This is a genomic window from Pseudomonas sp. Tof1, from assembly GCF_055390395.1.
Window position 1 is genome coordinate 3,852,530 of the sequence record NZ_AP024344.1, and the last position, 25,490, is coordinate 3,878,019.

A 25,490-nucleotide genomic window follows, 5' to 3' on the forward strand; every position below is an offset into this window, starting at 1 on the left:
TTTCTCCTATTTGGCAGCCATGCGCAAGGCGCCGTCGAGACGGATCGTTTCGCCGTTGAGCATGCTGTTTTCAATGATGTGCCGAACCAGTGCGGCGTATTCAGACGGTTTGCCCAGCCGCGGCGGGAACGGCACGCCGGCCGCCAGCGAGTCGCGGACTTCCGGGGTCATGCCGGCCATCATCGGGGTTTCGAAAATGCCGGGGGCGATGGTCATCACGCGGATACCGAAGCGTGCCAGTTCGCGGGCGGCCGGCAGGGTCAGGCTGACGATCGCGCCCTTGGAGGCGGCGTAGGCGGCCTGGCCGATCTGACCGTCATAGGCGGCGACCGACGCCGTGTTGATGATCACCCCACGCTCGCCACCGGCATCCGCCTCGCTCTCGGCCATGGCCGCGGCGGCCAGGCGCAACAGGTTGAAACTGCCGATCAGGTTGACGTTGATCACCTGGCTGAAGCTCTCCAGCAGGTGCGGTCCGTTCTTGCCGAGGATCTTCTCGCCGCGCACGATGCCGGCGCAGTTGACCAGCCCGTGCAGGCCGCCGAAGGCGCTGAGCGCTGCCTCGACGGCAGCCTTTGCCTGGTCTTCCCGGGTAATGTCGGCGACCACGCTGCGGGCGTTGGCACCGAGTTTCTGCGCCTGGGCGGCGACGGCCTCGGCGTTGAGGTCCACCAGCATCACCCGGGCGCCAGCCGCCACCAGCATCTCGGCGGTTGCCGCGCCAAGGCCGGAGGCACCGCCGCTGACCAGGAAAGCCTTGTCTTGTATGTTCATTGCACTGTCCTTCGTTGGTATTTCAATTCTGGATGGATCTCGGTAGGAGCGGGCTTGCCCGCGAAGCTTTTTCAGCCTGAGGGCCTATTCGCGGGCAAGCCCGGCTCCTACGGGGTCGTGTCAGGCCCCAGCCTGGGCCTTGGCGATCTCCTGGTTACGCAGGATGAAACGCTGCAGCTTGCCGCTGGGGGTCTTGGGCAACTCGTCGACGAATTCGATTTCCCGTGGGTAGGCATGAGCCGCGAGGCGCTTGCGCACATGCAGGCGCAGCTCCTCGGCCAGTTGCGGCTCGGCGCGGTACTGGGCATTGAGCACCACGAACGCCTTCACCAGTTCGGTGCGCTCGGGGTCAGGCTTGCCGACCACCGCCGCCTCCACCACCGCCGGGTGTTCGACCAGGGCGCTTTCCACATCGAACGGCCCCACCCGATAGCCGGAGGTGGTGATCACATCGTCACTGCGGCCAACGAAACTGATGCTGCCGTCGGCGTTCAGCTCCACCGTGTCACCACTGAGGTAGTACGGGCCGACGAACGCCTTGGTCTCGAAGCCCTTGTAGCCGTTGAACCAGCACATCGGCGACTGGGAACGATCCAGGGCGAGAATCCCCGGCTGGCCGACACCCAGTTCCCGATGATCGTCGTCGAGCACCACGATGCGATGACCGGGCGAGGCGAAACCCGCCGAACCGACGTGCACCGGATGCTGCAGGCCGTGGTGGTTGCACAGGACCATGCCCAGCTCGGTCTGCCCGTAATGATCGAGAATAGTGACGTCGAGGTTTTCCGCGAACCAGCGGATCACCTCCGGGTTCAGGGGCTCACCGGCGCTGCTGACGGCGCGCAGGCGCCCCCTGATCCGGCTGGAAAACGCCTCGCCGGCGGCGATCAGCAGGCGGTAGGCGGTCGGTGAACCGGTCAGGTTGGTGATGCCATATTTCTCGATCACCCGGCAGGTGCTGTCCACGGTGAACGGGCCATCGTAGAAGGTGATCGGGTGGCCCAGGCCCAGCGGCCCGGTGATGCCGAAGTAGAGACCGTAGGCCCAGCCCGGGTCGGCGACGTTCCAGAAGGCATCCTCGGGGCGCAGGTCGACCGCGTCGCGGGTGTAGCTCTGAAAGGCGATGATCGCCTTGAGCGGCACTTCCAGCGGCTTGGCGGGGCCGGTGGTACCCGAGGTGAACATCAGCAGGAACGGATCTTCGCCACTGAGCATCAGCGGCTCGCAAGCCGCCGGGTAATTGTCCACCTCGGCCCAGAAGCTGAAGTCGCCACGAACGATGCCCTGCCCCTTGGCACCGGCGACCGTGACGATCGTTGGGCAGTCGGCGACTTCATCGAGCTTGCTGCGGTTGGCCGCATCGGTGACCACCACCTTGGCTGCCGAACTGTTCAGGCGATGCTCGATGGCCTTGGGCCCGAACGCGGTGAACAGCGGCTGGTACACCGCACCGATGCGCCAGGTGGCGAACAGCGTCACCAAGAGCTCGACATTGCGCGGCAACAGCCCGGCAACCTTGTCGCCGCGCCCCACGCCCTGGGCCAGCAGGAAATTGGCGAAACGCCCGGCCTGCTCCTGCAACTGCGTGAAAGTATAGGTGGCACTGCTGCCATCGCGGCCCTCCCAGAACAGGGCGATCCGCCCCGGCAAGGCATACCGGTCACAACATTCGACGCAGGCATTGAGCGCCGTCAGGGTGCCTTTCAGGCTCGTTTCAGCCACGTGCTGATAATTGAAAGTCTCGGTGGCAGTCAGATAGTCACGCATCCCAGCAATCTCCCGGTCTTGTTATTAGAGGAAACCGTAGAAAAAACCGAGGAAATAGTCGCCCCGTCAGGGACTTGCGACAATGGTCAAAGCCTTCAACCTGCTTGACTGGTTTGGCCAATGATGAATAGGCACAAGCACCCTCCGGGCGGACGCGGAGCGTCCTGGGAGGCATTCCCACGGGGACCGTGGGAACGATTAAATGAAATGCCGCACAGGGCGGACCAGCATCCTGCCCGGCGCTACTGGCTGTCGTTGAGAATCAGGCTGCGATAATGCCCCGGGTTTGAGCCCGACCACTTGCGAAAGGCCTTGTAGAACGAGCTGATATCGGCAAACCCCAGCCGCGTGGCGATTTCGCCGAAGCTGATCGTCGGTTCGGCCAGCCAGGCAATCGCCAGTTCCTTGCGCACGCTGTCCTTGAGCCCCTGGTAGGTCTGCCCCTCCTCCGCCAGCCGCCTGCGCAGGGTCGAAGCCGACATGCACAGCCGCAGCGCCAGCGCCTCGGTTTCCGGCCACTGCTGGGCCGGCAACTGCCGCAGGTCATGCCGGATCCGGCTGGAAAAACTCTGGGCATCGCGGTACTTGACCAGGATATTGGCCGGCGCATGCCCGAGAAAGCGCTGCAGCTCCTGGTGGCTGCGCTTGATCGGCAGGTCCAGGCAATCGGCGGCGAGGATCATCCGCGTCCGCGGCCGGGCAAAGCGCAGGTTCTCGGAAAACATCACCCGGTAGTCATCGCAGTAGTCCGGCTCGTCGCACCGCAACTCGATGGCCAGGATCGGGATCCGCCGTCCGGCCAGCCAGCAGGCCACGCCATGGACGATCATCCAGTAGGTGAAATAGGTGAACGGTCGCCGGGCCTCCCCCTCAGGCTCCGCCAGGACGATCTCCGCCAGGCTCTGCTGGGTCACCAGTTGGGCCGCCAGGCGTTCGAACATCAGCGAGAGGAACGCCAGCACGGACTCCAGCCCGGCCCTTACCGTCGGCTGCGCCATGCTCGTGCGGGACAGGTAGGCAAAGCTGCCGGCGCGCAGCTTGCGCGGGTCCATGCCGAAGAACTCGTCATCATTGCGTCGCGCGAGCAGGCGCCACAGCCGCGCATAGTCACTGGCCGGCACCCGCGCCTCGGGCCGCTGCAGCAACTGCGGGTCGATCCCGACCTTGTCCAGCACCTCTTCGGTGGCCGCGCCCGGGACGCAACTCTGCAGCAGCGCCTCGCGCACCAGATGGATGGAGATGGTGTCTTTTTCCGCCATTGGCTGTCGCCTGAGCCTTGTGCTGATCCTTGTGTCGGCCATCTTAGGCAGCGCCGAGCAAAAAGCCAGCCTGCTGCGCCGATAAAGCCTGTTGCGGCGCAGACAGCAGCACTTTGATACCATCGCTCCCCCATCAGGGAATGATCTTTACCGGGAGTCTTGTGGGCATGATCGTGGTAGCCGCATCGAACACGGCGTTCGAGGTGTATCGATGAGTTGTTGGGAAGTCCTCGGCCTGCCCTCGGATGCCGATCCCCGGAGCATCAAGCGCCAGTACGCCAGCCTGCTCAAGCGCACCCGCCCGGACGATGACCCGGAGGGTTTCCAGCGACTGCGCGAGGCCTACGAGCAGGCACTGGACTGGCGCGAAACGGGCCCCGAGCCAGTACGCGAGGACATCGCAGCAGCCAGCGATACCATCCACTACGACACGGACACCGGCCTGCAGCCCCGCCCCGCCGGCCACTCTGGCGCCCAACGCGCGGCCACGCGGTTACTCGAAGGCATCACTGCGGCCCTGCTCGACGAGCGGTTCGCCAAGGCCCCCCTCTATGGCTGCGAGCACGAATTCGGCGAACAACTGCTGCTGCGCTGTCTCGAACCCGGGCAGGACTTCACGGCGCTGGCCCACTGGGGCCTGGAACGCTTCCAGTGGATGAGCCCGTGGCGGCCTACCGATGTTCCCCGCAGCGCCCTCGCCGAGCTGCATCGACGCCTGTTGGGGAACCTGGAACAAGCCCTCGGCTATCAGCTCGATGTGGGCAATGTCGAAGGTTTCTGGCGCGAGTACTACCACCGGGTGCAACTCTACGGGCTCGACGCCCTGGAGCACCAGCAACCGCTCGATGAAGTACTGGCCAGGTTGTTGCTGGAGTGCCCGCTCTGGTCTGCCCGGCTCTTTCACGCGATGTGCAAGCTGCGGCAGTGGAACGATGTCGGTCCCGCGCCCCGCTGTCCGGAGCCGTACTGGACGCGCCTGCTGGAACGCAGTCGGGACGAAGAACTGCTGTCCCAGCACATGCATCGCCTGCAACTGCCGGCGAATACGCCCGACAACCGCGCCACGCAACTGCTGTTCGCCCCGATGTCACTGGCCGAGCGACGCAGCTTCGCACGCCGCTTCCACAAGGAGGACTGGCAGGCCTGCCAGCAGGCTGCGCAGAGGATCCGGCACGGCCATCCACGCCTGGAAAGCCGGCTGCCCGACGCCAATGCATTCTTCTGGCGCGACTGGCAGTCCGCCGATACCGGTTGGCTTGGCTTCGCCGCGGTGATATTGGCCTGCACTGCCGCCGCGGTGCAGCAGAAGCTGTTGCCGGGCAGCGGGTTGAAGGCGACGGCCGACGCCATTGCCCTTTGGTCACTGGCCTTGGGCGGGCTCACCGGCACCCTGCTCTGGTTCTGGCCGGCGGTGGCGGACAGCATCTGGACGCTGGATCATCGTCTCAGCCAACGCCTGTCGCACCGGCTCAGCCCCCGCCGTCCTGCGCCGCTGCTACTGCGCGAACTGCTGCCCTGCTGGCTGGTGGCGGGAGTGACCGCCGCCTGGCTGGGCATGCTCCCCCTGCTGACCTACGCCGGTACGATGCTGGCACTGGCCTGGACTGACCGGATAGGCAAAAGGCCGCGGCGCCATCCCCTCTCCTGCTGGCTGGCCGGCGCCCTGATACTGAGTATCAGCCTCGGCACGCTGGCGCTCTATCTGGCGCACGGCAGGACCGTAGCGGGCCGCAACGAGGGGCTGCAGCCCTGGCCCGAGCGTCTGTGCAGCCGCATGCCGGCAAGCGTCGAGGACTGCCGTCTCCCGGCCACCCGGGAACAGTGGTACGGCAAGGAGGCCCGTTGATGGACAAGCGCTGGTTTCTCTCTGGCGGCGTACTGCTGATCTGCGGTCTCTACCTGCTGGTCGGCACCGAGCGGCAACAGAACCGTTTCGACATCTGGCTGGACCGTCACGACAGTGAGGCGACAGCCGAAGCCAATGCACTGCGGCCACTGGTCAAGTGCGTGAATGTCGCCGAGGTACCCTGGCGCCTGGATCGCGAGGCCGGGCAAAGCCACAGGGACGATGACTTCCCCTCTCTGCAACGCCATGATTACCAGGCGATAAAAAACGATTTCTGCAAACCCGCCAACGCCTTCAAGGCCAGTCTTGTCGACGGCACGCGGCAGATCGGCCTGCTCGCCGATCGCTACCTGCCAGCCCTGACAAGCGCCCAGGCACCTGGGCTCCTGGACTCGGTCTCGGCCAAGCCTGTGCTGCCGGAGAGACTGGAGGCCCAGTTCAGCAGCGTAATAGCCGAATCGGACAGAAAGCGGCACGCCGAAAGAGTCCAGGCCTTCCTCCCGCTTTCCGATACCTTGCGCCGCGAACTCGAAAGCACCGAGCTCGCGCTGCGCCCGAGGCAGTTGGAACACCTGGAGCAGAAGCTGGGCCGGGACATGCACTGGCACCTGCTGAACTACATGCTGCAAGCCCGCCTGGGCATCGACCGCCTGGAAGCAGCGGCACGCCGGCAGCGACTCGACCTGCCCCTGCTCGGCAGCACCCGTGACGAACTGCGCCAAGCTCAGGAGTCTGCCGAAGCTTATCGCAACGCCCTCCCCGCCAACCGCCGCCATGGTCCGGTCCACGAATTGTGGTCGATGCTGCAACAGCCGATGCAACAGTACCAGGCCGCCCTGGAGCAGTTGGCAAGCGACTGGCGCAACCACGCCGAACCCCAGGTGCTGAGCGATGACTTCTGGAACGTCGGCCACCGCTATGACGTCCTGCTGGCGCTCTACAACCGACAGGCGGATGTCGACTTCTGAGACGGCAGCACACTCCGTCAGTTCGCCCAACCCCTCGTCCCCCGTGGCCTATAGTCAGATGACCGGCCACGGTGGCCGGTCATCGCCACACGACAAGGGAGAACGAAGATGAGCGTCAAAGCGATACCGGAGGGTTTCCACAGCATCACCCCCTACCTGGGCGTCAGCCAGGCCGCTGCGGCCATCGACTTCTACAAGCAAGCCTTCGGCGCCACGGAGATCATGCGCCTGTCAATGCCTGATGGCAGCATCGGCCATGCCGAACTGCGCATCGGCGACTCGCCGCTGATGCTCGGCACACCCTGCGGCGAAGGGCCGTTCGTCAGTCCCCAGGGCCCCACCTCGGTCGGTATTCACCTGTACGTCTCGGATGTCGACAAGCAGTTCGAAACCGCCACGGCGGCCGGGGCCACGGTGGTCAGCGAAGTGCAGGACCAGTTCTACGGCGACCGCAGTTGCACCCTCAGGGACCCGTTCGGCCATGTCTGGTTCCTCGCCAGCCACAAGGAAGACCTGACCCAGGCCGAGATCGAGGCACGGGCGGCGAAGCTGTTCCAGCAGTCCAGGGGCTGAACCCTCGCCCGCGACCAGCAACACACTTCATGAACGAGCGCACCACGCTTTGCGCCTTGCCTGTAGCGCTGTGGGACTTAGGATGTCGGCAACCATAACGAGGAGCCACTTCCATGTTCGCCGGATTCCAGAAAGACCAGCGCCACGTCAACGGTGTGGACATCGCCTACCGCGTGGGCGGCAGCGGACCAGGCCTGCTCCTGCTGCACGGCCACCCGCAGACGCACGTCATCTGGCACAAGGTCGCGGGCGAGCTCTCCAGGCATTTCACCGTGGTCGCCGCCGACCTGCGCGGCTACGGTGACAGCAGCCGGCCAGAGGCCGACGAGCAGCACCTGAACTACTCCAAGCGCGAGATGGGCCGCGACGGCGTCGAGCTGATGCGCGCCCTGGGTTTCGCGCAGTTTTCGATCCTGGCCCACGACCGTGGTGCCCGCGTCGCCCACCGCCTGGCCCTCGACCACCCCGACGCGGTGCAGCGCATGGTGCTGCTGGATATCGCGCCAACCCTGTCGATGTATGCCCAGACCAACGAAGCCTTCGCCCGCGCCTACTGGCACTGGTTCTTCCTGATCCGCCCGGCACCGTTGCCGGAAAGCCTGATCGAGGCCAACCCGGAGCAGTACCTGCGCAGCGTCATGGGCAGCCGCAGTGCCGGGCTCAAGCCGTTCACCGACGAAGCCTTCAGCGAATACATCCGCTGCCTCAGCCTGCCCGGCAGCGCCCGCGGCGTCTGCGAGGACTACCGCGCCAGCGCCGGTATCGACCTGGAGCACGACCGGGCCGATCTCGACGCCGGGCGCAAGCTGAACCTGCCACTGCTGGCGCTGTGGGGCGAAGAAGGCACGGTCGGCCGCTGCTTCGACCCACTGCACGAGTGGCAACGGGTCGCCACCGATGTGCGCGGCAAGGCGCTGCCGGGCGGCCATTACCTGGCCGAGGAAATCCCGCAGGCGCTGCTGGACGAGGTGCTGCCGTTCCTGCGTTGACGGGCGCCCTGCAACCCTGATCTGAAACACCCCCTTCCCCGTGGGCCGCCGTGACGGCCCATGGCGGGATCGGCTTGCCTGAAACTCCGGAGATAATAAAAATGACAATCAGAAAACTGCTGGGAACCCTGTATATCCAGGTGGTCATCGCCATCGTCCTGGGGGTGCTGATCGGCAACCACTGGCCACAGGCCGGTGTCGAGCTCAAGCCCCTGGGTGACGGTTTCATCAAGCTGATCAAGATGATCATCGGCCCGATCATCTTCTGCACCGTGGTCTCCGGCATCACCAACATGCACGACGTGAAACAGGTCGGGCGGGTCGGCGGCAAGGCGCTGCTGTACTTCGAGATCGTCTCCACCCTGGCCCTCGCCATCGGCCTGCTGGCGGCCCACGCGCTGCACCCGGGCGCGGGCTTCAACGTCGATGTGAAGACCCTCGACACCTCGGCCATCGCCAACTTCGTCGGCCAGGCCCAACACGGCGAAGGCGTGACCGGTTTCCTGCTGCACGTGATCCCCACCACCTTCTTCGATGCCTTCGCCCAGGGCGAGATCCTGCCGGTGCTGTTCGTATCGCTGCTGTTCGGCCTGGCGCTGGTAATGGCCGGCGAGAAGGCCCGGCCGCTGGTGGGCGTGATCCACCAGGCCAGCGAAGTGTTCTTCCGCATCGTCGGCATGATCGCCCGGGTCGCCCCCATCGGGGCCTTCGGCGCGATGGCGTTCACCATCGGCAAGTATGGCCTGGGCTCGCTGCTGCCGCTGATGAAACTGGTCGGCACCTTCTACCTGACCGCACTGATCTTCATCACCTGCGTGCTGGGCAGCATCGCCCGTTATGCCGGCTTCAGCATCCTGCGCCTGCTGGGCTACATCAAGTCGGAACTGCTGATCGTACTCGGCACCAGCTCATCGGAATCGGCGCTGCCGCAACTGATCCAGAAACTGGAGAAGCTGGGCTGTTCCAAGGGCGTGGTGGGCATCGTGGTGCCGACCGGCTACACCTTCAACCTCGACGGCACCAACATCTACATGACCCTGGCGGTGCTGTTTCTGGCCCAGGCCACCAATATCGACCTGACGCTGGAACAGCAACTGACCCTGCTGGCGGTGACCATGCTCACCTCCAAGGGCGCCGGTGCGGTGGTCGGTGCCGGCTTCGTCGCCCTGGCCGCGAGCCTGGCGGTGGTGCCGACCGTACCGGTGGCGGCGATGGTGCTGATCCTCGGTGTGGACCGCTTCATGGCCGAATGCCGCTCGCTGACCAACATCATCGGCAATGCTGTCGCGACCCTGGTGGTGGCGGCCTGGGAAGGCCAGCTCGACCGCAGCAGGATGGCGCCGATCGCCCTCGGCCGCGTGCGCAAGGCCTTGGTGAGCCAGCCCGCCGAGTAATGCTGTAGAAGCAGGAGTTATCCGCGAACGGGCCCTCCAACTTCGCCGATAAATCCTGCTCCCACGGATGCTATTCTGGCGGCTCCTGCCGCCAGTGCCCGTTGCTCCGCCCATGAACCCAAAGAAAGACGCCGTGCCCCTGCCCGAAGACCTGCGCGTATTCCTCACCGTCATCCGCAAGGCCGGCTTCGCTGCCGCGGCCGATGAGCTGGGACTGTCGCCCGCCTACGTCAGCAAGCGCATCCAGATTCTCGAAACCACCCTCGCCACGCGCCTGCTGCACCGCACCAGCCGACGGATCGCCCTGACCGAGGACGGCGAACGGGTGCAACGCTGGGCCGTGCGCATCCTCGAAGATTTCCAGCAGCTCAGCGACGAACTGTCCGAAGCCCATGACAGCCCCAGCGGTCGCCTGCACCTGTGCAGCAGCTTCGGTTTCGGTCGCAACCACGTGGCCCCGGCGCTGTCGCGGTTGGCCGAACGCTACCCGGAACTGGAAATCCGCCTGGACCTGTTCGACCGCGTGGTGGATATCGTCAGCGAAGGGTTCGACCTGGAAATCCGCGTCGGCGATGACATCCCCGGCCAGCACATCGGCCGACGCCTGGTCAGCAACCGCCGGGTGCTGTGCGCCGCCCCCGCCTACCTGGAACGACGTGGTACGCCGCACCAACTGAGCGACCTGGAACAGCATGACTGCCTGGTGCTCAAGGAGCGCGACAACGCCTTCGGGATCTGGAACCTGGAGTGCGACGGCCGCCAGGACAGCGTGCGCGTACGCGGGCCGCTGTCGTCCAACAGCGGCGAGATCGTCCTGCAGTGGGCACTGGATGGGCGCGGCATCCTGCTGCGCTCGCTGTGGGACGTCAAACCGCTGCTGGAGCAGGGTCGACTGGTGCAGGTGCTGCACGAACACACCCAGAGTGCGAATGTCTGGGCGGTGTACCCGACGCGGCTGGCCTACTCGGGGAAATTGCGGGCCTGCGTGGAGTTTCTGCAGGAGCACTTCCGACAGTTGTCGATCTGAAATTCTTCGGCTGTCGAGTCTTCCCCCCTACGGGGAGGACTCGACAGTCTCCGTTCAGCTCAACCAGGGATTGGCCTGCAGATGCGAGCGCTCGAACGCCTCGATCTGCTCACGGCGCTGCAACGTGCTGCCGATGGCATCCAGCCCGAGCAGCAAGGCGGATTTACGCAGGGCATCGATCTGGAACCCGATCACGCTGCCGTCCTGCAAACCAATCTGCTGGGCCTGCAGGTCGACCGAAATCTCGGCCCCCTGCGGCTGGCTCACCACCTGCCCCAACCGCTGCACCGTCGCCTCATCGAGGGTGATCAGCAACACGCCGTTACGCTGGCAGTTGTCGTAGAAAATCCCGGCGAAACTGCTGCCGATCAGGGCACGGATGCCCACCTGCTTCAACCCCCACACCGCGTGCTCACGGCTGGAACCGCAACCGAAGTTCGGCCCGACCACCATGAAGCTCGCTCCCTGCCAGGCCGGCTGGTTCAGCACGAACTCGGGGTTGGGTTCGCCCGAAGGCAAAAAGCGCAGGTCGAAGAACAACCCGCGATCCAGACCGTTGCGGTCGATACCCTTGAGAAACTGCTTGGGCATGATCACGTCGGTGTCGATATTGGCCGCCAGCATCGGTGCGGCCTTGCCGGTGACCCGGGAAAACGGTTGCAGGCTCATGGGCGTTGCTCCAGGGAACGGATATCGGTCAGGCGCCCGGCAATCGCCGCGGCCGCCACCATCGCCGGGCTCATCAGGTGCGTGCGGGCACCGGCGCCCTGGCGACCTTCGAAGTTGCGGTTGGTACTGGAGGCACAGCGGTCGCCCGCCGACAGCACATCGTCGTTCATCGCCAGGCACATCGAGCAGCCGGACTGGCGCCATTCGAACCCGGCTTCGATGAACACCGCCGCCAGCCCCTCGGCTTCGGCCTGATCGCGGACCTGGGTGGAGCCCGGCACGATCATCGCCCGCACATGCCTGGCCACCTGCTGGCCGCGCACCACCCGGGCCGCGTCACGCAAGTCCTCGATCCGGGCATTGGTGCAGGAGCCGATGAAGGCATGGCTGATGACGATCTCGCTCAACGGCATGCCGGCTTCCAGGCCCATGTAGTTCAGGGCCCGGCGCATGTCCTGGCGCAGGATCGGATCGTCGAGGCTTTCCGGGTCCGGCACCCGTGCACCGATCGGCGCCGCCTGGTCCGGGCTGGTGCCCCAGGTGACCATCGGCTCCAGGGCCGTGGCATCCAGATGCACCTCCCGGTCGAACCGCGCGCCGGCATCGCTCCTGAGCTCGCGCCAACGGGTGACAGCCTGGTCCCACAGTTCTCCCTGTGGCGCCCGCGGCTTATCCTTGAGGTAGGCGAACACCTTCTCGTCCGGGGCCATGAAGGCGCCCCGGGCACCGGCTTCCACGGCCATGTTGCAGATGGTCATGCGCGCTTCGACGCTCAACGCATCGATGGTCGAACCGCAGAACTCGATGGCGTAGCCCGTCGCGCCAGAAGCACCGATTTCGCCGATCAGCGCCATGATCACGTCCTTGGAGGTCAACCCGGCCGCCAGTTCGCCGTCGACCGTCACCCGCAGGGTCTTCAGGCGCTTGTAGACCAGCGTCTGGGAGGCCAGCAGGTGTTCGATCTCCGAAGTGCCGATGCCGAAGCCGAAGGCCCCGAGAGCACCATAGGTGGTGGTGTGGCTGTCGCCGGCCGCTACCACCATGCCGGGCAGGATGAAGCCCTGCTCGGGGCGACCACATGCTCGATACCCTGGCGCTTGTCGAGCACATCGAACAGTTCGATACCGAAATCGGCGCAGTTCTCGGCCAGGTACGAAACCTGCCGCGCCCCGCCGGCATCCGGCATGGCGGCAATGCGCCTGGGCGCGGTGGGGTTCACATGATCGACCACGGCCAGGGCCGTTTCCGGACGCCACACGCCGCGCCCGGCTTCGCGCAGGCCACTGAAGGCTTGCGGGCTGGTGTATTCGTTGATGACCTGGCGGTCGATGTACAGCAGGACATGGCCCTGGTCGTCGAGGCGACACACCGTATGGGAATCGATGTGCTTGTCGTAGAGGGTTCTCGTTGCAGTCATGGTGGCGCTCGCAGGAATGAAAGTACGCGAGGCTGTCGAATCCGACAGACTTCATGGCCATCATAGGGAGCGTGAGAGGTGCATCAATGCCGCGAGGGTGATGGCGAGGAACATGGATCGTGTTCGATCGGCGCTTGCGTTGCACAGGCGCCGGAACAGGCACGGGATCAGTGCGAAGGAATGCCTTCGATGTCCTTGACGATGAAGTTCGGCAAGACGTCGACATAGAACTCCTCGACGTCGGAATTGCCCTTGTTGCTGATCGCGCCCCACATGGTCTTGTAGTTGCGCAGGTTGCCCTGCACGCCGGCTGGCATCAGGCGGTCCCGTGCCTGGGCGAAGCTGAGCACCTCGGCGCCAGACCTGGACACCTTGACCTTGTAGCTGAAATCGACACTGGCCAGGATCGTGTTGTCATCGACGATCATCGACACCAGGCCGCCCTTGGAGTCGCTGATGTGGCGCGTGTACACCGTACTCACGTGCAGCAGGTAGTCGGCGCTTTCGCGGTTTTTGGCATAGCGGCCAATGGTGCTCAGCTTGTCGGACAGTTGATTGCGCAGGCGCTGGCGCAGGATGTCCTGGGACAGAAACCGAGGATTCTCCCCCACCAGTGCCAGATCGAAGGAGTCGATCCAATAGGTGGCGGTTTCCGGGATATGCACCGGTGTGGGCGACACGTAGTAGTCGGATTTTGAAGCACAACCGGCCAGCAGCGCGATGGCCAGGATCAGGGCAGGTACCTTCATGGCCTGGCTCCCTGGGCGTTGCTCAACAGAACATCCATGTAGCTTGTCGGTTCGGCAAACAGTGTCTTCTCGCCAGACAGGCGATCGCTGCCACCGACGCGCCCGATACGCGGCTCATAGCCGCCCCACTGCTCAAGCGTTCCCGGTGACTGGGCACAACCGGCCAATAGCACACCCGCCAGCATGGCGACAGCCAATCGCAACGAACCGAACACATGACCCATCAAACCTGACTCTCCCTGTTATCCACCATGAGTTGTGATTGCCAGCGTCCTCCACTTCGAGCGCGAACAGGTCCTTGACCTGCCAACGATTGGCAAGTTCATGGACCTGGCCTGGCGTGAGCGCCATGAAACGATCGCCCGGGCGACCTGCATCGCCCGGAACGTGAAGAGATGACCCGAAGGGGTGAACGCAGGGCGGCTATGCCGCGAGGAAGCTCGTCCGGAGGAGAAATCCGTCTGGACGGTCCCTTGATACAACCGCTTGATACAACTGATATCAATTTAATGGCCGGCATCATAGAGTGCCGGATTTTGGGCGTCAAGAATCAGCCCTCGCTGTTTTCGCCGATGAAGTCCAGGCGGTCACCCAGCCACTGGCGAACGATCTCCCTTGCCGCCTGCCGGGCCTCGCTGGCCGACAGGCCGCGCTCGCGCTGCAGCCAGGCGCTGGTTGCCTGGCGGGCCGGTTCAATGGCCGCCAGGGCCTGTTGCCGCTGTTTCGTCGGCCAGGACTTGTCGTCGCTCCAGTCACGGATGACCTGCTCGGGATCCGTACCCTGCTGGTCCGCGGCCTTGAGAAAATCCCGCGGGGAAACGGTTGCCCGCAGCGCCATCAGGCTCCAGCCGGCGTAGCTGGCAAAACGGATGGTGCCGCTGTTCTCGCTGGCCGCCGCCAGCACCGGCTCGAAGCTGCTATCGAGCTGTTTCCACGGCCCCTGCCCGAACAGATTGCCCTGGGGCTCGCAGATCGGCGCCCCACTGTCGCGGGAGGAACCATACAACGGGCCAAAGCTGGCGTAGGCATCCTCGCCCTGGCGCGAGAAAATGAAACAGTGCACGTAGGCACGCTGACTGTAGGGCTCATACTCCGATCGCTCGATCAGCATGCGCAGCAGCGTCAGGTCGACCCGCTCACGGCTGACCGAGGCATCCTTCTCGGTATCGGTGAAGACCGACAGCGAGAAACTGTCGTCCGACAACGCCTTGATCGCCACTTGCCGACTTTCCTCGGCCTCCTTTTGCGTGACCCCGCTGGTCGGTTCGAAACGCTGCAGGTAGACCAGCCAGGCGGCGGCCAGGCCATTGCCCGGATACCCTCTCAACCCCTCGGCGGCCTCGGCCGGGTGATAGGGAATGCTGGCGATGAGCGCGTCCAGCGCCGCGGTATCGGGCTGGACCCGCTTGCCCACCTCCACCACCCGCTGGCTCAGCAGAGGTTGCAGACAGGCGGCCAGCTTGTCCGGGGCAGCCGCGCAGGCATTGCGGGCCTGCAGCCAGGTCCGCTGGTCATTGCGCAAGGCCTCACCCGCCTCGGGTGCCAGCGTGGCCATGGCCTTGCTGTAGTAGGCGCCCAGGGCGCCATCCAGCCCGCTCAGTTCGGGGCTGGCACAAATGGCCTTTTCCACCGCCGAGGAGGCCTTCTGGCAATCGAAAGACGCGGCGATCGCGGGCGTACCGGCCCCCAACAGCAGCCCGGAGAGCAACAACATCGAACGGAGGGAGTGTACGTAGCGGTCCATGATGCCCCTTGAGTGAGTGCCTGCCAAAGAGCCGATTGTGCCAAGAGCGCCGATTGCCCGTCTATCGACCGGCAAGCCGCCGGTCCTGCCGGAAAAAAGGCCACACACTGACGCACCACGATGTTACTTGCGGTAAAGGCCGTGCGCTTTTCTGATGCGAATCGCCACCTTGCGCCGGTCTGATCGGCCATGAACCCAGTATATGGCACGACTATTGATATACGTATCCATAACGATTGTTGAACAATCATCAGTGGAGCGTTTCCCATGTCCCGAGTAAAAGCCTTCACCCTCGCCCTGACCTTCTGTGCCGCCAGCGCCGCACAGGCCGCCGACGGCACCCTGCAAGCCGACCGCCTGAGCATCGGCTCGGACCTCACCTACCCGCCCTACACCTACCTGGCCCAGGGCAAGCCGGCGGGCTTCGACCCCGAGTTCATGACCCTGCTCGGCCAGCACCTCAAGCTGACCTCGCAGTTCCAGGACACCCGCTTCGCCAACCTGGTGATCGGCGTCAATGCCCGCCGCTTCGACGTGGTCGCCTCGGCGCTGTACGTCACCCCCGAGCGCGCCGCCCAGGTCGACTTCGTGCCCTACCTCAAGAGCGGTGCCTCGCTGATGGTCCGCGCCGATGACAGCTTCCGCCCGCAGCGTCCGGAAGACCTGTGCGGCAAGCGCATCGGCTCGATCAAGGGCGGTTCGTGGATTCCCAAGCTGATGGCACTTTCCAAGAGCCACTGCGAGGCCAACGGCCAGGCGCCGATCGACTCGCGTGAATTCCCCACCTCGCCGGAAGCGGCCCAGGCGCTGCTGGCCAAGGCTGTCGACGTGCAGTTCGAGGACGCCGCGGTGGCCGCGATCACCGCCGACAAGCTCAAGGGCCGGGTGGTTATCAGTTCAAAGGAACTGATCTACCCGGTGGTGATCGGCCTGGCCGTGCGCAAGGGTAACGATGCGCTGCTCGGCGAGTTGCGCCAGGGGCTGGCGGCGATGAAGAGCAGCGGTGAGTACCAGACCCTCCTCACCCGCTACAACCTCGGCGAACCGAGCCCGAGCGAAGTGGCCCTGGCCCTGGGCCAGAATCCCCAGGCGGCACAGTAAGCGGGAGCGTCGAGCATGCAATTCGATTGGCACTACGCCGCAGGCCTGCTGGTCAACGGCGATTTCTGGAAGGCAGTCGGGACCGTGGTGGAGCTGAGTGTCGAGACCTGGCTGCTGGGCATCGTGCTCGGCTTCGTGCTGGCCCTGGCCCGGCAGTCGGGCAACCGCGCCCTCAACCGCGGCGCGGCGCTGTACATCTGGTTCTTCCGCAGCCTGCCGCTGCTGGTGCTGCTGATCTTCGTCTACAACCTGCCGCAGGTGTTTCCAAGCACCAGCGCGCTGTTGTCCAACCCCTACGCCGCGGGCCTGATCGCGCTGGTGTTGAGCGAGGCGGCGTACATCGCCGAGATCCATCGGGGCGGCCTGCTGGCCGTCGCCAAGGGCCAGCTCGAAGCCGGCAAGGCGCTGGGTATCCGCTACACCGGCGTACAACGCCTGATCGTCATCCCGCAGGCGCTGCGGGTAGCCCTGCCGACCCTGGCCAACGAGTACATCACCATCGTCAAGCTGACCTCGCTGGTCTCGGTGATCTCGTTGTCGGAGATCCTGCTGGTGGGCCAGCAGTTGTACACGCAGAACTTCCTGGTCATGGAGACCATGCTCGCGGTGGCCTTCTACTATGTACTGATAGTCACGGTGTTCAGCTACCTGCTGCGGCGCCTGGAACAGCACCTGGACGTGACGCGCCGCCAGCCCAGGGTGATTGCCGACAGCCCGACGGAACGGGTCCCCGTCCGCCAGGAGAGCGCCCCGCGGCGCGGCGAGTTCGCCCTGCGGGTGACCGGCGCGCGCAAGCACTATGGCCAGCTGGAGGTGCTCAAGGGCATCGACCTGAACATCCGTTTCGGCGAGGTGGTGTCGATCATCGGCCCATCGGGTTCGGGCAAGACCACCCTGATCCGTACCCTCAACGGCCTGGAGGGACTGGACCGCGGCCAGGTCGAGTTGTGTGGCGCGCCGTTCCTGCGTGGCAGCCACGAGGATGGCGGCAGCCTGGGTAGCCGCCTGCACATGGACGGCATCGTCCAGGTCGGCATGGTGTTCCAGGGCTTCAACCTGTTCCCGCACAAGACGGTGCTGGAAAACGTCGTACTCGCGCCACGCCACCACGGTCACGCCAGCGATGCCGAACTGCGGGCGCTGGGCCTGTCGCTGCTGGCCAAGGTCGGCCTGCGCGAGCACGCCGGCAAGTACCCGCACCAGCTCTCCGGCGGCCAGCAACAGCGCGTGGCGATCGCCCGCGCACTGGCGATGCGGCCCCAGGTGATGCTGTTCGACGAACCGACCTCGGCGCTGGACCCGGAGCTGGTCGGCGACGTGCTGAAGGTGATCGAGGACCTGGCCCGCGAAGGCATGACCATGGTCATCGTCACCCATGAAATGAAGTTCGCCTTCCAGGTTTCCGACCGCGTGGTGTTCATGGAGAGCGGACAGATCGTCCAGGCCGGCGCACCACGCGAACTGCTGGACAACCGCAGCGAACGGATGAGCCGCTTCCTCAAGGATGTGCAACTGGCATGAAAACCAAGACCCCGGAAAAAACCGGCACCGTCCTGTCCCTGGCCGACCAGGTGGCCTGCGAGGTGCGCGAAGACATCATCGGCGGCCGGCTGCTGCCGGGCATGGCGCTGGTCGAGGCCGAGCTGACCGTGCGCTACAACGCCTCGCGCAACACCGTGCGCGAAGCGTTGCACCAGCTCGGGCATGAGGGCCTGGCCACCTATGTGCGCAACAAGGGGGTGATGGTCCGGCGCCTCGGCGTGCCACAAGTACGTGACCTGTTCCTGGTGCGCCGCACCCTGGAGGTCCAGGCGATCCTGGGCAGCAAGCCGCTGCGCGAATACGAGTCCGACCGCATGCTCGACGCCATCGAAGCCGCCGAACTGGCCCGCGAACGCGAGGACTGGCAGGCCTTCGGTACCCATAGCCTGCGCTTTCACCAGCACATCATCGGGCTGTTGCGCAGCCCGTTGCTCGACGCCTTCTTCACCAACATCGCCGCGCAGATGCGCCTGGTGTTCGCCGTGGCGCCCGATGAAGAGAACTTCCAGCGTCCCTGGCTGGAACGCGACCGGCAGATCCACGACCTGCTCGCCGACGGCCGTCGTCATGACGCCGCCGAAGCCATGACCCGTTATCTGGACGATTCCGAGCACGCCCTGCTCGATCTGTTCAACCACCCACCCCGTTCCTGAAACCGGAGACCTACCCATGTACAAGGATTACCCCGCCGCCTATCAGGTCAGCAAGGGCTCGGCCCTGCAGGTCGACAAGCCGTTCTACGATCGCATCCGCGAGCGTCGGGACGCCCGTACCCTGATCGAGTCCTTCGAGGTGCCGATCCGCACCGGCCGCGCCTGGAAGGTGCCGGCCGGCCACGTGTTCCGTGTGACCGCACCGGTCGGCCCGCAGGTCGGCGACTTCAACATCTGGAACGCCAACGACCCGCGCGAACGCCTGTGGGCGGCCCGTACCCGCCAGTTGCAGGGTGCTCACGTGAGCACCTACGACCGCCTCTGGTCGAACCTGCCGTTCCTGCGGCCGCTGGTGACCATCACCGACGACAGCCTGGCCGACTACGGCATCGATGAGCACGGCGGGCGCCTGCACGACCTGCTCGGCACCCGTTGCGACCCCTACGTCAACAAGATGCTCACCGGTGAGGACTTCCACCACCACTGCCACTCCAACCTGACCCGCGCGGTCCTGCCCCACGGCCTGACCGAGTTCGACGTGCACGACGTGCTGAACATCTTCCAGTGCACCGGCCTGAACCATGACGACATGTACTTCATGAAGGCCTGCCCGGCGAAGAAAGGCGACTACCTGGAATTCTTCGCCGAGATCGACGTGCTCTGCGCCCTGTCGACCTGCCCGGGCGGCGACCTGTCGCTGCCGATGTGGGGCCCGGACGCCCAGGACCCGCTGTCCGTGTGCCGGCCGCTGGGCGTGGAGGTCTACCAGCTCGAAGACAGCCTGCTCGAAGGCTGGAAGTCGCCGGAACGCGCCAGCTACAACGGCTTGCATGGACTGGCGATCGGCAAGGCCGATTGGGAGTAAACAACTGCGGGAGCCTGCCATCGCGGCAGGCTCCCCAGCCAACGGTAAAACAACTTCAAATCCAATCCGGCAGTACTTCAGCTGCCATTCAGCTTATATGTATCGAAACAGCCTATTTTTAATTGACTTGATACGCCTCGATGAGTAAATTTCCCCTGCCTGCGAAACAGGCCCTTTTTCAACTTAAAAAAGAACCCAATGGACACAGTATCCAGACGCAGTCCGATCACCGCGAAGGCGGTTCATCGGGCGCTTAACCCAAATAATGACGGGACTCGACGCACAGTCGGGTGAGCTGCGCCAGGGCCTCGTGCTCCACGTAACTCGCCTCTGCCGGCGCCAGTCCGGTCGCGAGGTGTGTGATGACTTTCAAATCTTCCGTAATGCCGGGCGTTCGCGCCTTTGCTTCCAGCATGCGCGTCAAGCTGTCCCGCGAGCCCACTGTGGCCCTGCGGCCCAGCGTCCTGTTCGCAATCCCCTCCTCCGCTCCCCAGGTATCGCCACGTGCGACCATCGGCTGGCGCATCTGCCCGAGCACCGGTCGGCTGCAGCAGCGCTGGAGCTTCGATGACAGCCAGGACCCGCAGAGTAGCGCGCTCGCACCCTCACTACGCGCGGGTAAAACCCTGGAAGGCGCCGTCGAGGTTCGCGCCGCCTAATTATCCGGCGCAAGCGAAGACAACTTCCAAACATGCACTTTTGCAACTTTGAAGTGCACTGGATTTCTTTACCCGTTAATTAATGAATATCGAGAAAGTCATTATGGACGAAGCCAGTAGTCGGTTCGCTGCCTGTCGTTTTTCCGTGGGCGGGCAGCGAACGTTAAATATTCCCCAACACCCATATTCGAATCGATCGCACTCTCGCGACTCGGCAGGTATTCGCTCGCCCCGCATTCGGTGAGCCGCACATGCCTGGTCGCAAAGACGTGACAGGGGCATTCCCATGAGCAACGTAAAAACTCCGCCACGGCACCACCAGCACAACGGCAAGGACAACACCCGGCTGTCGATGCGTGCCGCCCGTGAATCGCAACAGGACCTGGCCACCACCCTGGGCAACGTCAGGGCCAGCCGCGACGGCCTCACCGAGCTGGACGCCGAAGGCCGCCTGCAGCGCGAAGGCTTCAACGAGGTCGCCCACGACAAGCCGCCCCGCGCGCTGGTGCAGTTTCTCCATGCGCTGAACAACCCGTTCATCTATGTCCTGCTGATCCTCGCCGGCATCAGCTTCTTCACCGACTTCTGGCTGGCCGAGCGCGCCGGCGAAGACGGCGACCTGACCAAGGTCATCATTATCATGACCATGGTCACCCTCAGCAGCAGCCTGCGCTTCTGGCAGGAGTACCGCTCGGGCAAATCCGCCGAAGCCCTCAAGGCCATGGTCCGCACCACCGCCACCGTACTGCGTCGCGAGCAGATGGGCAGCCAGCCCACCCTGCGCGAAATTCCGATGCGTGAACTGGTGGCCGGCGATATCGTGCACCTGTCCGCCGGCGACATGATTCCGGCGGATATCCGCCTGATCGAGTCCCGCGACCTGTTCATCAGCCAGGCCGTGCTGACCGGCGAAGCGCTGCCGGTGGAAAAGTACGACACCCTCGGCGACGTTGCGCAGAAATCCGCAGCGGGTGCCGCCGCCGACCAGAACAACCTGCTCGACCTGCAGAACATCTGCTTCATGGGTACCAACGTAGTCAGCGGCACCGCCAAGGCCGTGGTGGTCGCCACCGGGCCGCGGACCTACTTCGGCTCACTGGCCAAGGCCATCGTCGGCTCGCGGGTGCAGACCGCCTTCGACCGCGGGGTGAACAGTGTCAGTTGGCTGCTGATCCGCTTCATGCTGGTGATGGTGCCGGTGGTGTTCCTGCTCAACGGCTTTTCCAAGGGCGACTGGGGCGATGCCCTGCTCTTTGCTCTGGCTGTGGCTGTTGGCCTGACCCCGGAAATGCTGCCGATGATCGTCAGCGCCAACCTGGCCAAGGGCGCCGTCGCCATGGCCCGGCGCAAGGTGGTGGTCAAGCGTCTGAACGCGATCCAGAACTTCGGTTCGATGGACGTGCTGTGCACCGACAAGACCGGCACCCTGACCCAGGACCGGATCATCCTCGAGCACCATGTCGACAGCCACGGCCGGCGCAACGATGCGGTGCTGGGCCTGGCCTGGCTGAACAGCCACCATCAGAGCGGCATGAAGAACCTGATGGACCAGGCGGTGCTGCGCTTCTCCGAGCAGGACCCGAAGTTCCAGGTGCCGTTCGCCTACAGCAAGGTCGATGAGCTGCCATTCGATTTCGTCCGCCGGCGCCTGTCGATCATCGTCAGGGACAACCACGGCGACCACCTGCTGGTGTGCAAGGGCGCGGTCGAGGAAATGCTCGCCATCTCCAGCCAGGTGATGGAGGGTGACACCGTGGTGGCTCTCGACGAGCAGCGCCGCCAGGAACTGCTGGCCCTGGCCAACGACTACAACAAGGACGGCTTCCGCGTGCTGCTGGTGGCCACCCGGAATATCGCCAAAGGCCAGGCCAAGGCCCAGTACAAGACCGCCGACGAGCGCGAACTGGTGATTCGCGGCTTCCTGACCTTCCTCGACCCACCGAAGGAGACCGCCGGCCCGGCGATTGCCGCCCTGCGCGAGATCGGCGTGGCGGTCAAGGTGCTGACCGGCGACAACGCGGTGGTCACCTGCAAGATCTGCCGCGAGGTCGGCCTGGAGCCGGGCCTGCCCCTGCTCGGCCAGGACATCGAGCACATGGACGAGGCCACCCTCAAGCTGCGGGTCGAGGAGCGCACGGTCTTCGCCAAGCTGACCCCGCTGCAGAAGTCGCGGGTGCTCAAGGCCCTGCAATCGAACGGGCACACCGTGGGCTTCCTCGGTGACGGCATCAACGACGCCCCGGCGCTGCGCGATGCCGACGTCGGTATCTCGGTGGACAGTGGCACGGACATCGCCAAGGAATCGGCCGACATCATCCTCCTGGAAAAGAGCCTGATGGTGCTCGAGGAAGGCGTGCTCAAGGGGCGGGAAACCTTCGGCAACATCATGAAGTACCTGAACATGACCGCCAGTTCCAACTTCGGCAACGTGTTCTCGGTGCTGGTGGCCAGTGCGTTCATTCCGTTCCTGCCGATGCTGTCGATTCACCTGCTGCTGCAGAACCTGATCTACGACATCTCCCAACTGGCCCTGCCATGGGACCGGATGGACAAGGAGTTCCTGAGCAAGCCACGCAAGTGGGATGCGAAGAACATCGGCCGCTTCATGCTGTGGATCGGGCCGACCTCGTCGATCTTCGACATCACCACCTTTGCGCTGATGTGGTACGTGTTCGCCGCCAATAGCGTGGAGGTGCAGGCGCTGTTCCAGTCCGGCTGGTTCGTCGAGGGGCTGCTGTCGCAGACGCTGGTGGTGCACATGCTGCGGACCCAGAAGATCCCGTTCTTCCAGAGCACCGCGGCACTGCCGATCATCGTCATGACCTGCATCGCCGTCGCGATCGGTATCTACCTGCCGTTCTCGCCACTGGGCACGCTGGTGGGCCTGGTGCCGTTGCCGATGAGCTACTTCCCGTGGCTGGTGGGCACCCTGCTGACCTACTGCGTGCTGGCCCAGACCATGAAGACCCTGTACATCCGCCGCTTCAAGCAGTGGTTCTGACGAGCACCCGAGTACGACACCGTCCCCTGTGGGAGCGCCGCCCGGCCGCCTCCCATCAGGAGGGTCGCGGTGTTCGTGCCCGGATCGACCCCACCGGATAAACCCGGGAGACGGCCATGAACCCATTGAAAAAATGCTTCGCCCTCCTCGACCACGGCGTCCGGGCACTGGCGGTACGGTGCCTGAGCAAGGCCGCCCAGGTCGTCCGCCGTGTCACCGTCAGGCTGTATGTCCGCAGGCACCTGACCGGTGTCGAGATGCGTTACCTGCTGGGGTTGTCCAGCACCATCAGTCGTGCCTCGGTGAGGCTGCTGCGCCCACCCAGGAAGTAACACACCAGCACAGGGAGAACCCTCATGTCTGGAACCACTCTGTTGATCAAACTCGCCGGCACCATCGCCCTGTTGCTGTGGGGTACCCACATGGTCTCCACCGCCCTGCTGCGCGGCTTCGGCACCCAACTGCGCAACGGCCTGGGCCGCAACCTGGACAAGCGCTGGAAAGCCCTGCTGTCGGGCATCGGCCTGACCGCCATCCTGCAGAGCAGCACGGCGGTCAGCCTGATGGCGACCTCGTTCACCGCCGCCGGCACTCTGAGCCTCGCGCCGGCGCTGGCGGTGATGCTCGGCGCCAACATCGGCTCGACCCTGGTCGTGCAACTGCTCAGTTTCAATACCTCGCTGGCGATCCCCATCGTCCTGCTGCTCGGTTTCGTGGTGTTCCGCCTGCGCGATGACTCGCGCTACGAGAGCATCGGCTGCGCACTGATCGGCCTGGGGCTGATGCTGCTCGCGCTGAACCTGCTGGGCGGCGTGCTCGGCCAGATGGAAAGCACCCCGGTCTTTCAGGCGGTGATGCAAGGCCTGCAGGGCGACATCCTGATCGCACTGCTGGTCGCCGCCCTGCTGACCTGCATCTGCCACTCCAGCGTGGCGGTGATCCTGCTGATCGCCTCGCTGGCCAGCACCGGCGCAATGACGCCGATCACGACCCTGGCTTTGGTGCTGGGGGTAAACATCGGCGGTGCCTTGCCACCCGTGCTCAATGCCAGCACTGCGGTCGCCCGGCGCCTGCCGCTGGGCAACCTCGCCGTGCGGCTGTTCGGAGCGCTGCTGATCCTGCCCTGGGTGTCGTGGCTGGGCCCACTGCTGGAACACTCGGGCATCGCCCCGGACCGTCAGGCGGTGTACCTGCACAGCGCCTTCAACCTGCTACTGGGGCTGGGCTTTCTCGGCCTGGTGGAACCCATGGCCAACCTGCTGACGCGCTGGCTGCCGGCCCCCGAACCGGCAGCCGACCCAGGCATGCCGCAGTACCTCGACGAAGCCGGGCTGGAAGTGGCCAATGTCGGCCTGTCCAACGCCGTGCGCGAAGCGCTGCGCCTGGCCGACATGCTGTCGGTGATGTTCAGCCAGATGCTCGGGCTGTTCGAGAGCCCGACCCAGGCAACCCCCGAGCAGATCCGCCAACTGGACCAGTCACTGGACCTGCTCAGCGCCGCCATCCGCGCCTACCTCGCGGACATCGGCCAGGATGGTCTCTATGACGAGGACGCCGACCGCGCCCAGGAAATCCTCATGTTCGTGATCAACCTGGAGCATGCCGGCGACATCCTCTCCAGCAACCTGGCGCAGTTGGCCGCACGGCGCCGCCGCCGCGGCGAGGGCTTCTCGAAGTTCGAGCTGGGGCACATCCATCGCCTTCACGATGAGCTGCTGGAAAGCCTGAGCCTGGCCATCACCGTCTTCCTGCGCGAGGACATTGCCAGCGCCCACCGTCTGGTCGCCCGCAAGGCCTCGATCCGTCGCCTGGAGGCCAGTGCCAGTCGCGAGCACTTTCGCAAGCTCAGTGCCGACAAGAGCGCCTGGGCCGAATCCGGGGACATCTTCCAGCGGGTGCTGCGCGACTACCGCCGCGTGCATCACCACATCGCCGCCCTGGCCTACCCGGTGCTGGAGCGCGCCGGCGAACACATCCCGGGCCTGGGCGAGCCGCTGGAGGCGTCCGGTCCGACACGGGGCCGCAACGACAGGGATGACTACCCATGCGCGTCCTGATCTGCGCCGGCCGCTACTACATGAATGCCGCCCTGTGTCGCAAGGTGCTCGAGGCCTACCACGCCCGGCAGGGCATCGAGGTGCTGGTGCACGGCGGCAACCAGCACCTGGGCAGCACCCTGGAGGACTGGGCCCGGGAAACCGGCGCCCACATCGTGCGCTACCCCTCCAACTGGCAGCGCTACGGCAAGCAGGCCGAGCGGCGCCGCAACCGGTTCATGTTGCAGGACAGCGAACCGGACCTGGTGATCGCCTTCCCCGGCGGCAGCGACACCGAAGAACTGGTGGCCCAGGCCAGGGCCAACGGCATTGACACCCATTCGATCGACGATTGAGCGAGACACCCATGCACAAGCACCCTCGAACACAAGGTGCGGCGTACGTGGGTTGCGACGTACGCAGGCTTGTGGTGTACGCAGGCAGGCGAGTAACGCGC

The 25,490-nt window shown here is 64.9% G+C and carries 22 protein-coding genes and 1 pseudogene; 15 read left to right on the top strand and 8 right to left on the bottom strand.

The features are described from left to right. Positions 1 to 6 precede the first annotated feature (6 nt). From ACZ5KU_RS17375 to ACZ5KU_RS17385, 3 genes are all read right to left on the bottom strand, one after another. Positions 7 to 774 carry an SDR family NAD(P)-dependent oxidoreductase gene (locus tag ACZ5KU_RS17375; protein ID WP_054060816.1) on the bottom strand — a complete coding sequence of 256 codons (768 nt, stop codon included), beginning with the start codon at positions 772 to 774 and terminating at the stop codon, positions 7 to 9. 120 nt (positions 775 to 894) lie between these two features. After that, entirely contained in the window at positions 895 to 2,541 is a 1,647-nt protein-coding gene (locus ACZ5KU_RS17380) for an AMP-binding protein (protein ID WP_416769152.1), read from the bottom strand. Positions 2,542 to 2,783: 242 nt separating this feature from the next. After that, the gene (locus ACZ5KU_RS17385; protein ID WP_054060814.1) at positions 2,784 to 3,800 is read right to left on the bottom strand and encodes an AraC family transcriptional regulator; all 1,017 of its coding nucleotides are present in this window, start codon (positions 3,798 to 3,800) and stop codon (positions 2,784 to 2,786) included. A 211-nt stretch (positions 3,801 to 4,011) separates the two neighbouring features. Between ACZ5KU_RS17385 and ACZ5KU_RS17390 the strand changes: the two genes are divergently transcribed. From ACZ5KU_RS17390 to ACZ5KU_RS17415, 6 genes are all read left to right on the top strand, one after another. Further along, on the top strand, positions 4,012 to 5,646 hold the full coding sequence (locus ACZ5KU_RS17390) for a J domain-containing protein (protein WP_464735910.1): 1,635 nt from the start codon (positions 4,012 to 4,014) through the stop codon (positions 5,644 to 5,646). After that, entirely contained in the window at positions 5,646 to 6,614 is a 969-nt protein-coding gene (locus ACZ5KU_RS17395; protein WP_054060812.1) for a DUF3829 domain-containing protein, read from the top strand. Before ACZ5KU_RS17390 ends, ACZ5KU_RS17395 begins: the two co-directional genes overlap by 1 nt. Before the next feature lie 108 nt (positions 6,615 to 6,722). After that, on the top strand, positions 6,723 to 7,187 hold the full coding sequence (locus ACZ5KU_RS17400; RefSeq protein WP_054060811.1) for a VOC family protein: 465 nt from the start codon (positions 6,723 to 6,725) through the stop codon (positions 7,185 to 7,187). A 113-nt stretch (positions 7,188 to 7,300) separates the two neighbouring features. Then, entirely contained in the window at positions 7,301 to 8,176 is an 876-nt protein-coding gene (locus ACZ5KU_RS17405) for an alpha/beta fold hydrolase (RefSeq protein WP_054060810.1), read from the top strand. Positions 8,177 to 8,277: 101 nt separating this feature from the next. Continuing rightward, positions 8,278 to 9,570 carry a C4-dicarboxylate transporter DctA gene (dctA, locus tag ACZ5KU_RS17410; RefSeq protein ID WP_464735911.1) on the top strand — a complete coding sequence of 431 codons (1,293 nt, stop codon included), beginning with the start codon at positions 8,278 to 8,280 and terminating at the stop codon, positions 9,568 to 9,570. A 112-nt stretch (positions 9,571 to 9,682) separates the two neighbouring features. Further along, positions 9,683 to 10,597: a LysR substrate-binding domain-containing protein gene (locus ACZ5KU_RS17415; protein WP_054060808.1), complete on the top strand. Its 915-nt coding sequence runs from the start codon at positions 9,683 to 9,685 to the stop codon at positions 10,595 to 10,597. 54 nt (positions 10,598 to 10,651) lie between these two features. On the opposite strand, the gene leuD is transcribed toward ACZ5KU_RS17415, so the two are convergent. The 5 genes and pseudogenes from leuD to ACZ5KU_RS17440 form a co-directional block, all read right to left on the bottom strand. Beyond that, the gene (gene leuD, locus ACZ5KU_RS17420; protein ID WP_054064370.1) at positions 10,652 to 11,266 is read right to left on the bottom strand and encodes a 3-isopropylmalate dehydratase small subunit; all 615 of its coding nucleotides are present in this window, start codon (positions 11,264 to 11,266) and stop codon (positions 10,652 to 10,654) included. After that, a pseudogene (leuC, locus tag ACZ5KU_RS17425) lies at positions 11,263 to 12,683 on the bottom strand (3-isopropylmalate dehydratase large subunit). The gene leuD and the pseudogene leuC overlap by 4 nt, the downstream one beginning before the upstream one ends. 167 nt (positions 12,684 to 12,850) lie before the next feature. Then, positions 12,851 to 13,432 (bottom strand): hypothetical protein, encoded by a 582-nt coding sequence (locus tag ACZ5KU_RS17430; protein ID WP_054064372.1) that lies wholly within the window; start codon positions 13,430 to 13,432, stop codon positions 12,851 to 12,853. Next, positions 13,429 to 13,656 carry a hypothetical protein gene (locus tag ACZ5KU_RS17435; protein ID WP_054064373.1) on the bottom strand — a complete coding sequence of 76 codons (228 nt, stop codon included), beginning with the start codon at positions 13,654 to 13,656 and terminating at the stop codon, positions 13,429 to 13,431. The genes ACZ5KU_RS17430 and ACZ5KU_RS17435 overlap by 4 nt, the downstream gene beginning before the upstream one ends. 326 nt (positions 13,657 to 13,982) lie before the next feature. Then, on the bottom strand, positions 13,983 to 15,176 hold the full coding sequence (locus ACZ5KU_RS17440; protein ID WP_464735912.1) for a lysozyme inhibitor LprI family protein: 1,194 nt from the start codon (positions 15,174 to 15,176) through the stop codon (positions 13,983 to 13,985). A 267-nt stretch (positions 15,177 to 15,443) separates the two neighbouring features. Between ACZ5KU_RS17440 and ACZ5KU_RS17445 the strand changes: the two genes are divergently transcribed. The 9 genes from ACZ5KU_RS17445 (at position 15,444) to ACZ5KU_RS17485 (ending at position 25,389) form a co-directional block, all read left to right on the top strand. Further along, complete coding sequence (locus ACZ5KU_RS17445) at positions 15,444 to 16,277, top strand: ABC transporter substrate-binding protein (RefSeq protein WP_464735913.1); 834 nt, start codon at positions 15,444 to 15,446, stop codon at positions 16,275 to 16,277. 15 nt (positions 16,278 to 16,292) lie between these two features. Beyond that, a complete protein-coding gene (locus tag ACZ5KU_RS17450) occupies positions 16,293 to 17,798 on the top strand; it encodes an amino acid ABC transporter permease/ATP-binding protein (protein WP_464735914.1) in 1,506 nt (501 codons plus the stop codon). Continuing rightward, entirely contained in the window at positions 17,795 to 18,472 is a 678-nt protein-coding gene (locus ACZ5KU_RS17455; protein ID WP_054064377.1) for a GntR family transcriptional regulator, read from the top strand. Before ACZ5KU_RS17450 ends, ACZ5KU_RS17455 begins: the two co-directional genes overlap by 4 nt. 16 nt (positions 18,473 to 18,488) lie before the next feature. Then, complete coding sequence (locus ACZ5KU_RS17460; protein WP_054060759.1) at positions 18,489 to 19,337, top strand: urea carboxylase-associated family protein; 849 nt, start codon at positions 18,489 to 18,491, stop codon at positions 19,335 to 19,337. Between the two features lie 362 nt (positions 19,338 to 19,699). Next, a complete protein-coding gene (locus tag ACZ5KU_RS17465; protein ID WP_464735915.1) occupies positions 19,700 to 19,996 on the top strand; it encodes a hypothetical protein in 297 nt (98 codons plus the stop codon). Positions 19,997 to 20,282: 286 nt separating this feature from the next. Then, positions 20,283 to 22,997 (top strand): magnesium-translocating P-type ATPase, encoded by a 2,715-nt coding sequence (mgtA, locus tag ACZ5KU_RS17470; RefSeq protein WP_054060761.1) that lies wholly within the window; start codon positions 20,283 to 20,285, stop codon positions 22,995 to 22,997. Positions 22,998 to 23,113: 116 nt separating this feature from the next. Then, a complete protein-coding gene (locus ACZ5KU_RS17475) occupies positions 23,114 to 23,329 on the top strand; it encodes a hypothetical protein (RefSeq protein WP_054060762.1) in 216 nt (71 codons plus the stop codon). Between the two features lie 24 nt (positions 23,330 to 23,353). Beyond that, positions 23,354 to 25,054: a Na/Pi cotransporter family protein gene (locus ACZ5KU_RS17480; protein ID WP_464735916.1), complete on the top strand. Its 1,701-nt coding sequence runs from the start codon at positions 23,354 to 23,356 to the stop codon at positions 25,052 to 25,054. Further along, a complete protein-coding gene (locus ACZ5KU_RS17485; protein ID WP_054060764.1) occupies positions 25,042 to 25,389 on the top strand; it encodes a DUF2493 domain-containing protein in 348 nt (115 codons plus the stop codon). The genes ACZ5KU_RS17480 and ACZ5KU_RS17485 overlap by 13 nt, the downstream gene beginning before the upstream one ends. The last annotated feature ends 101 nt before the right edge of the window (positions 25,390 to 25,490 follow it).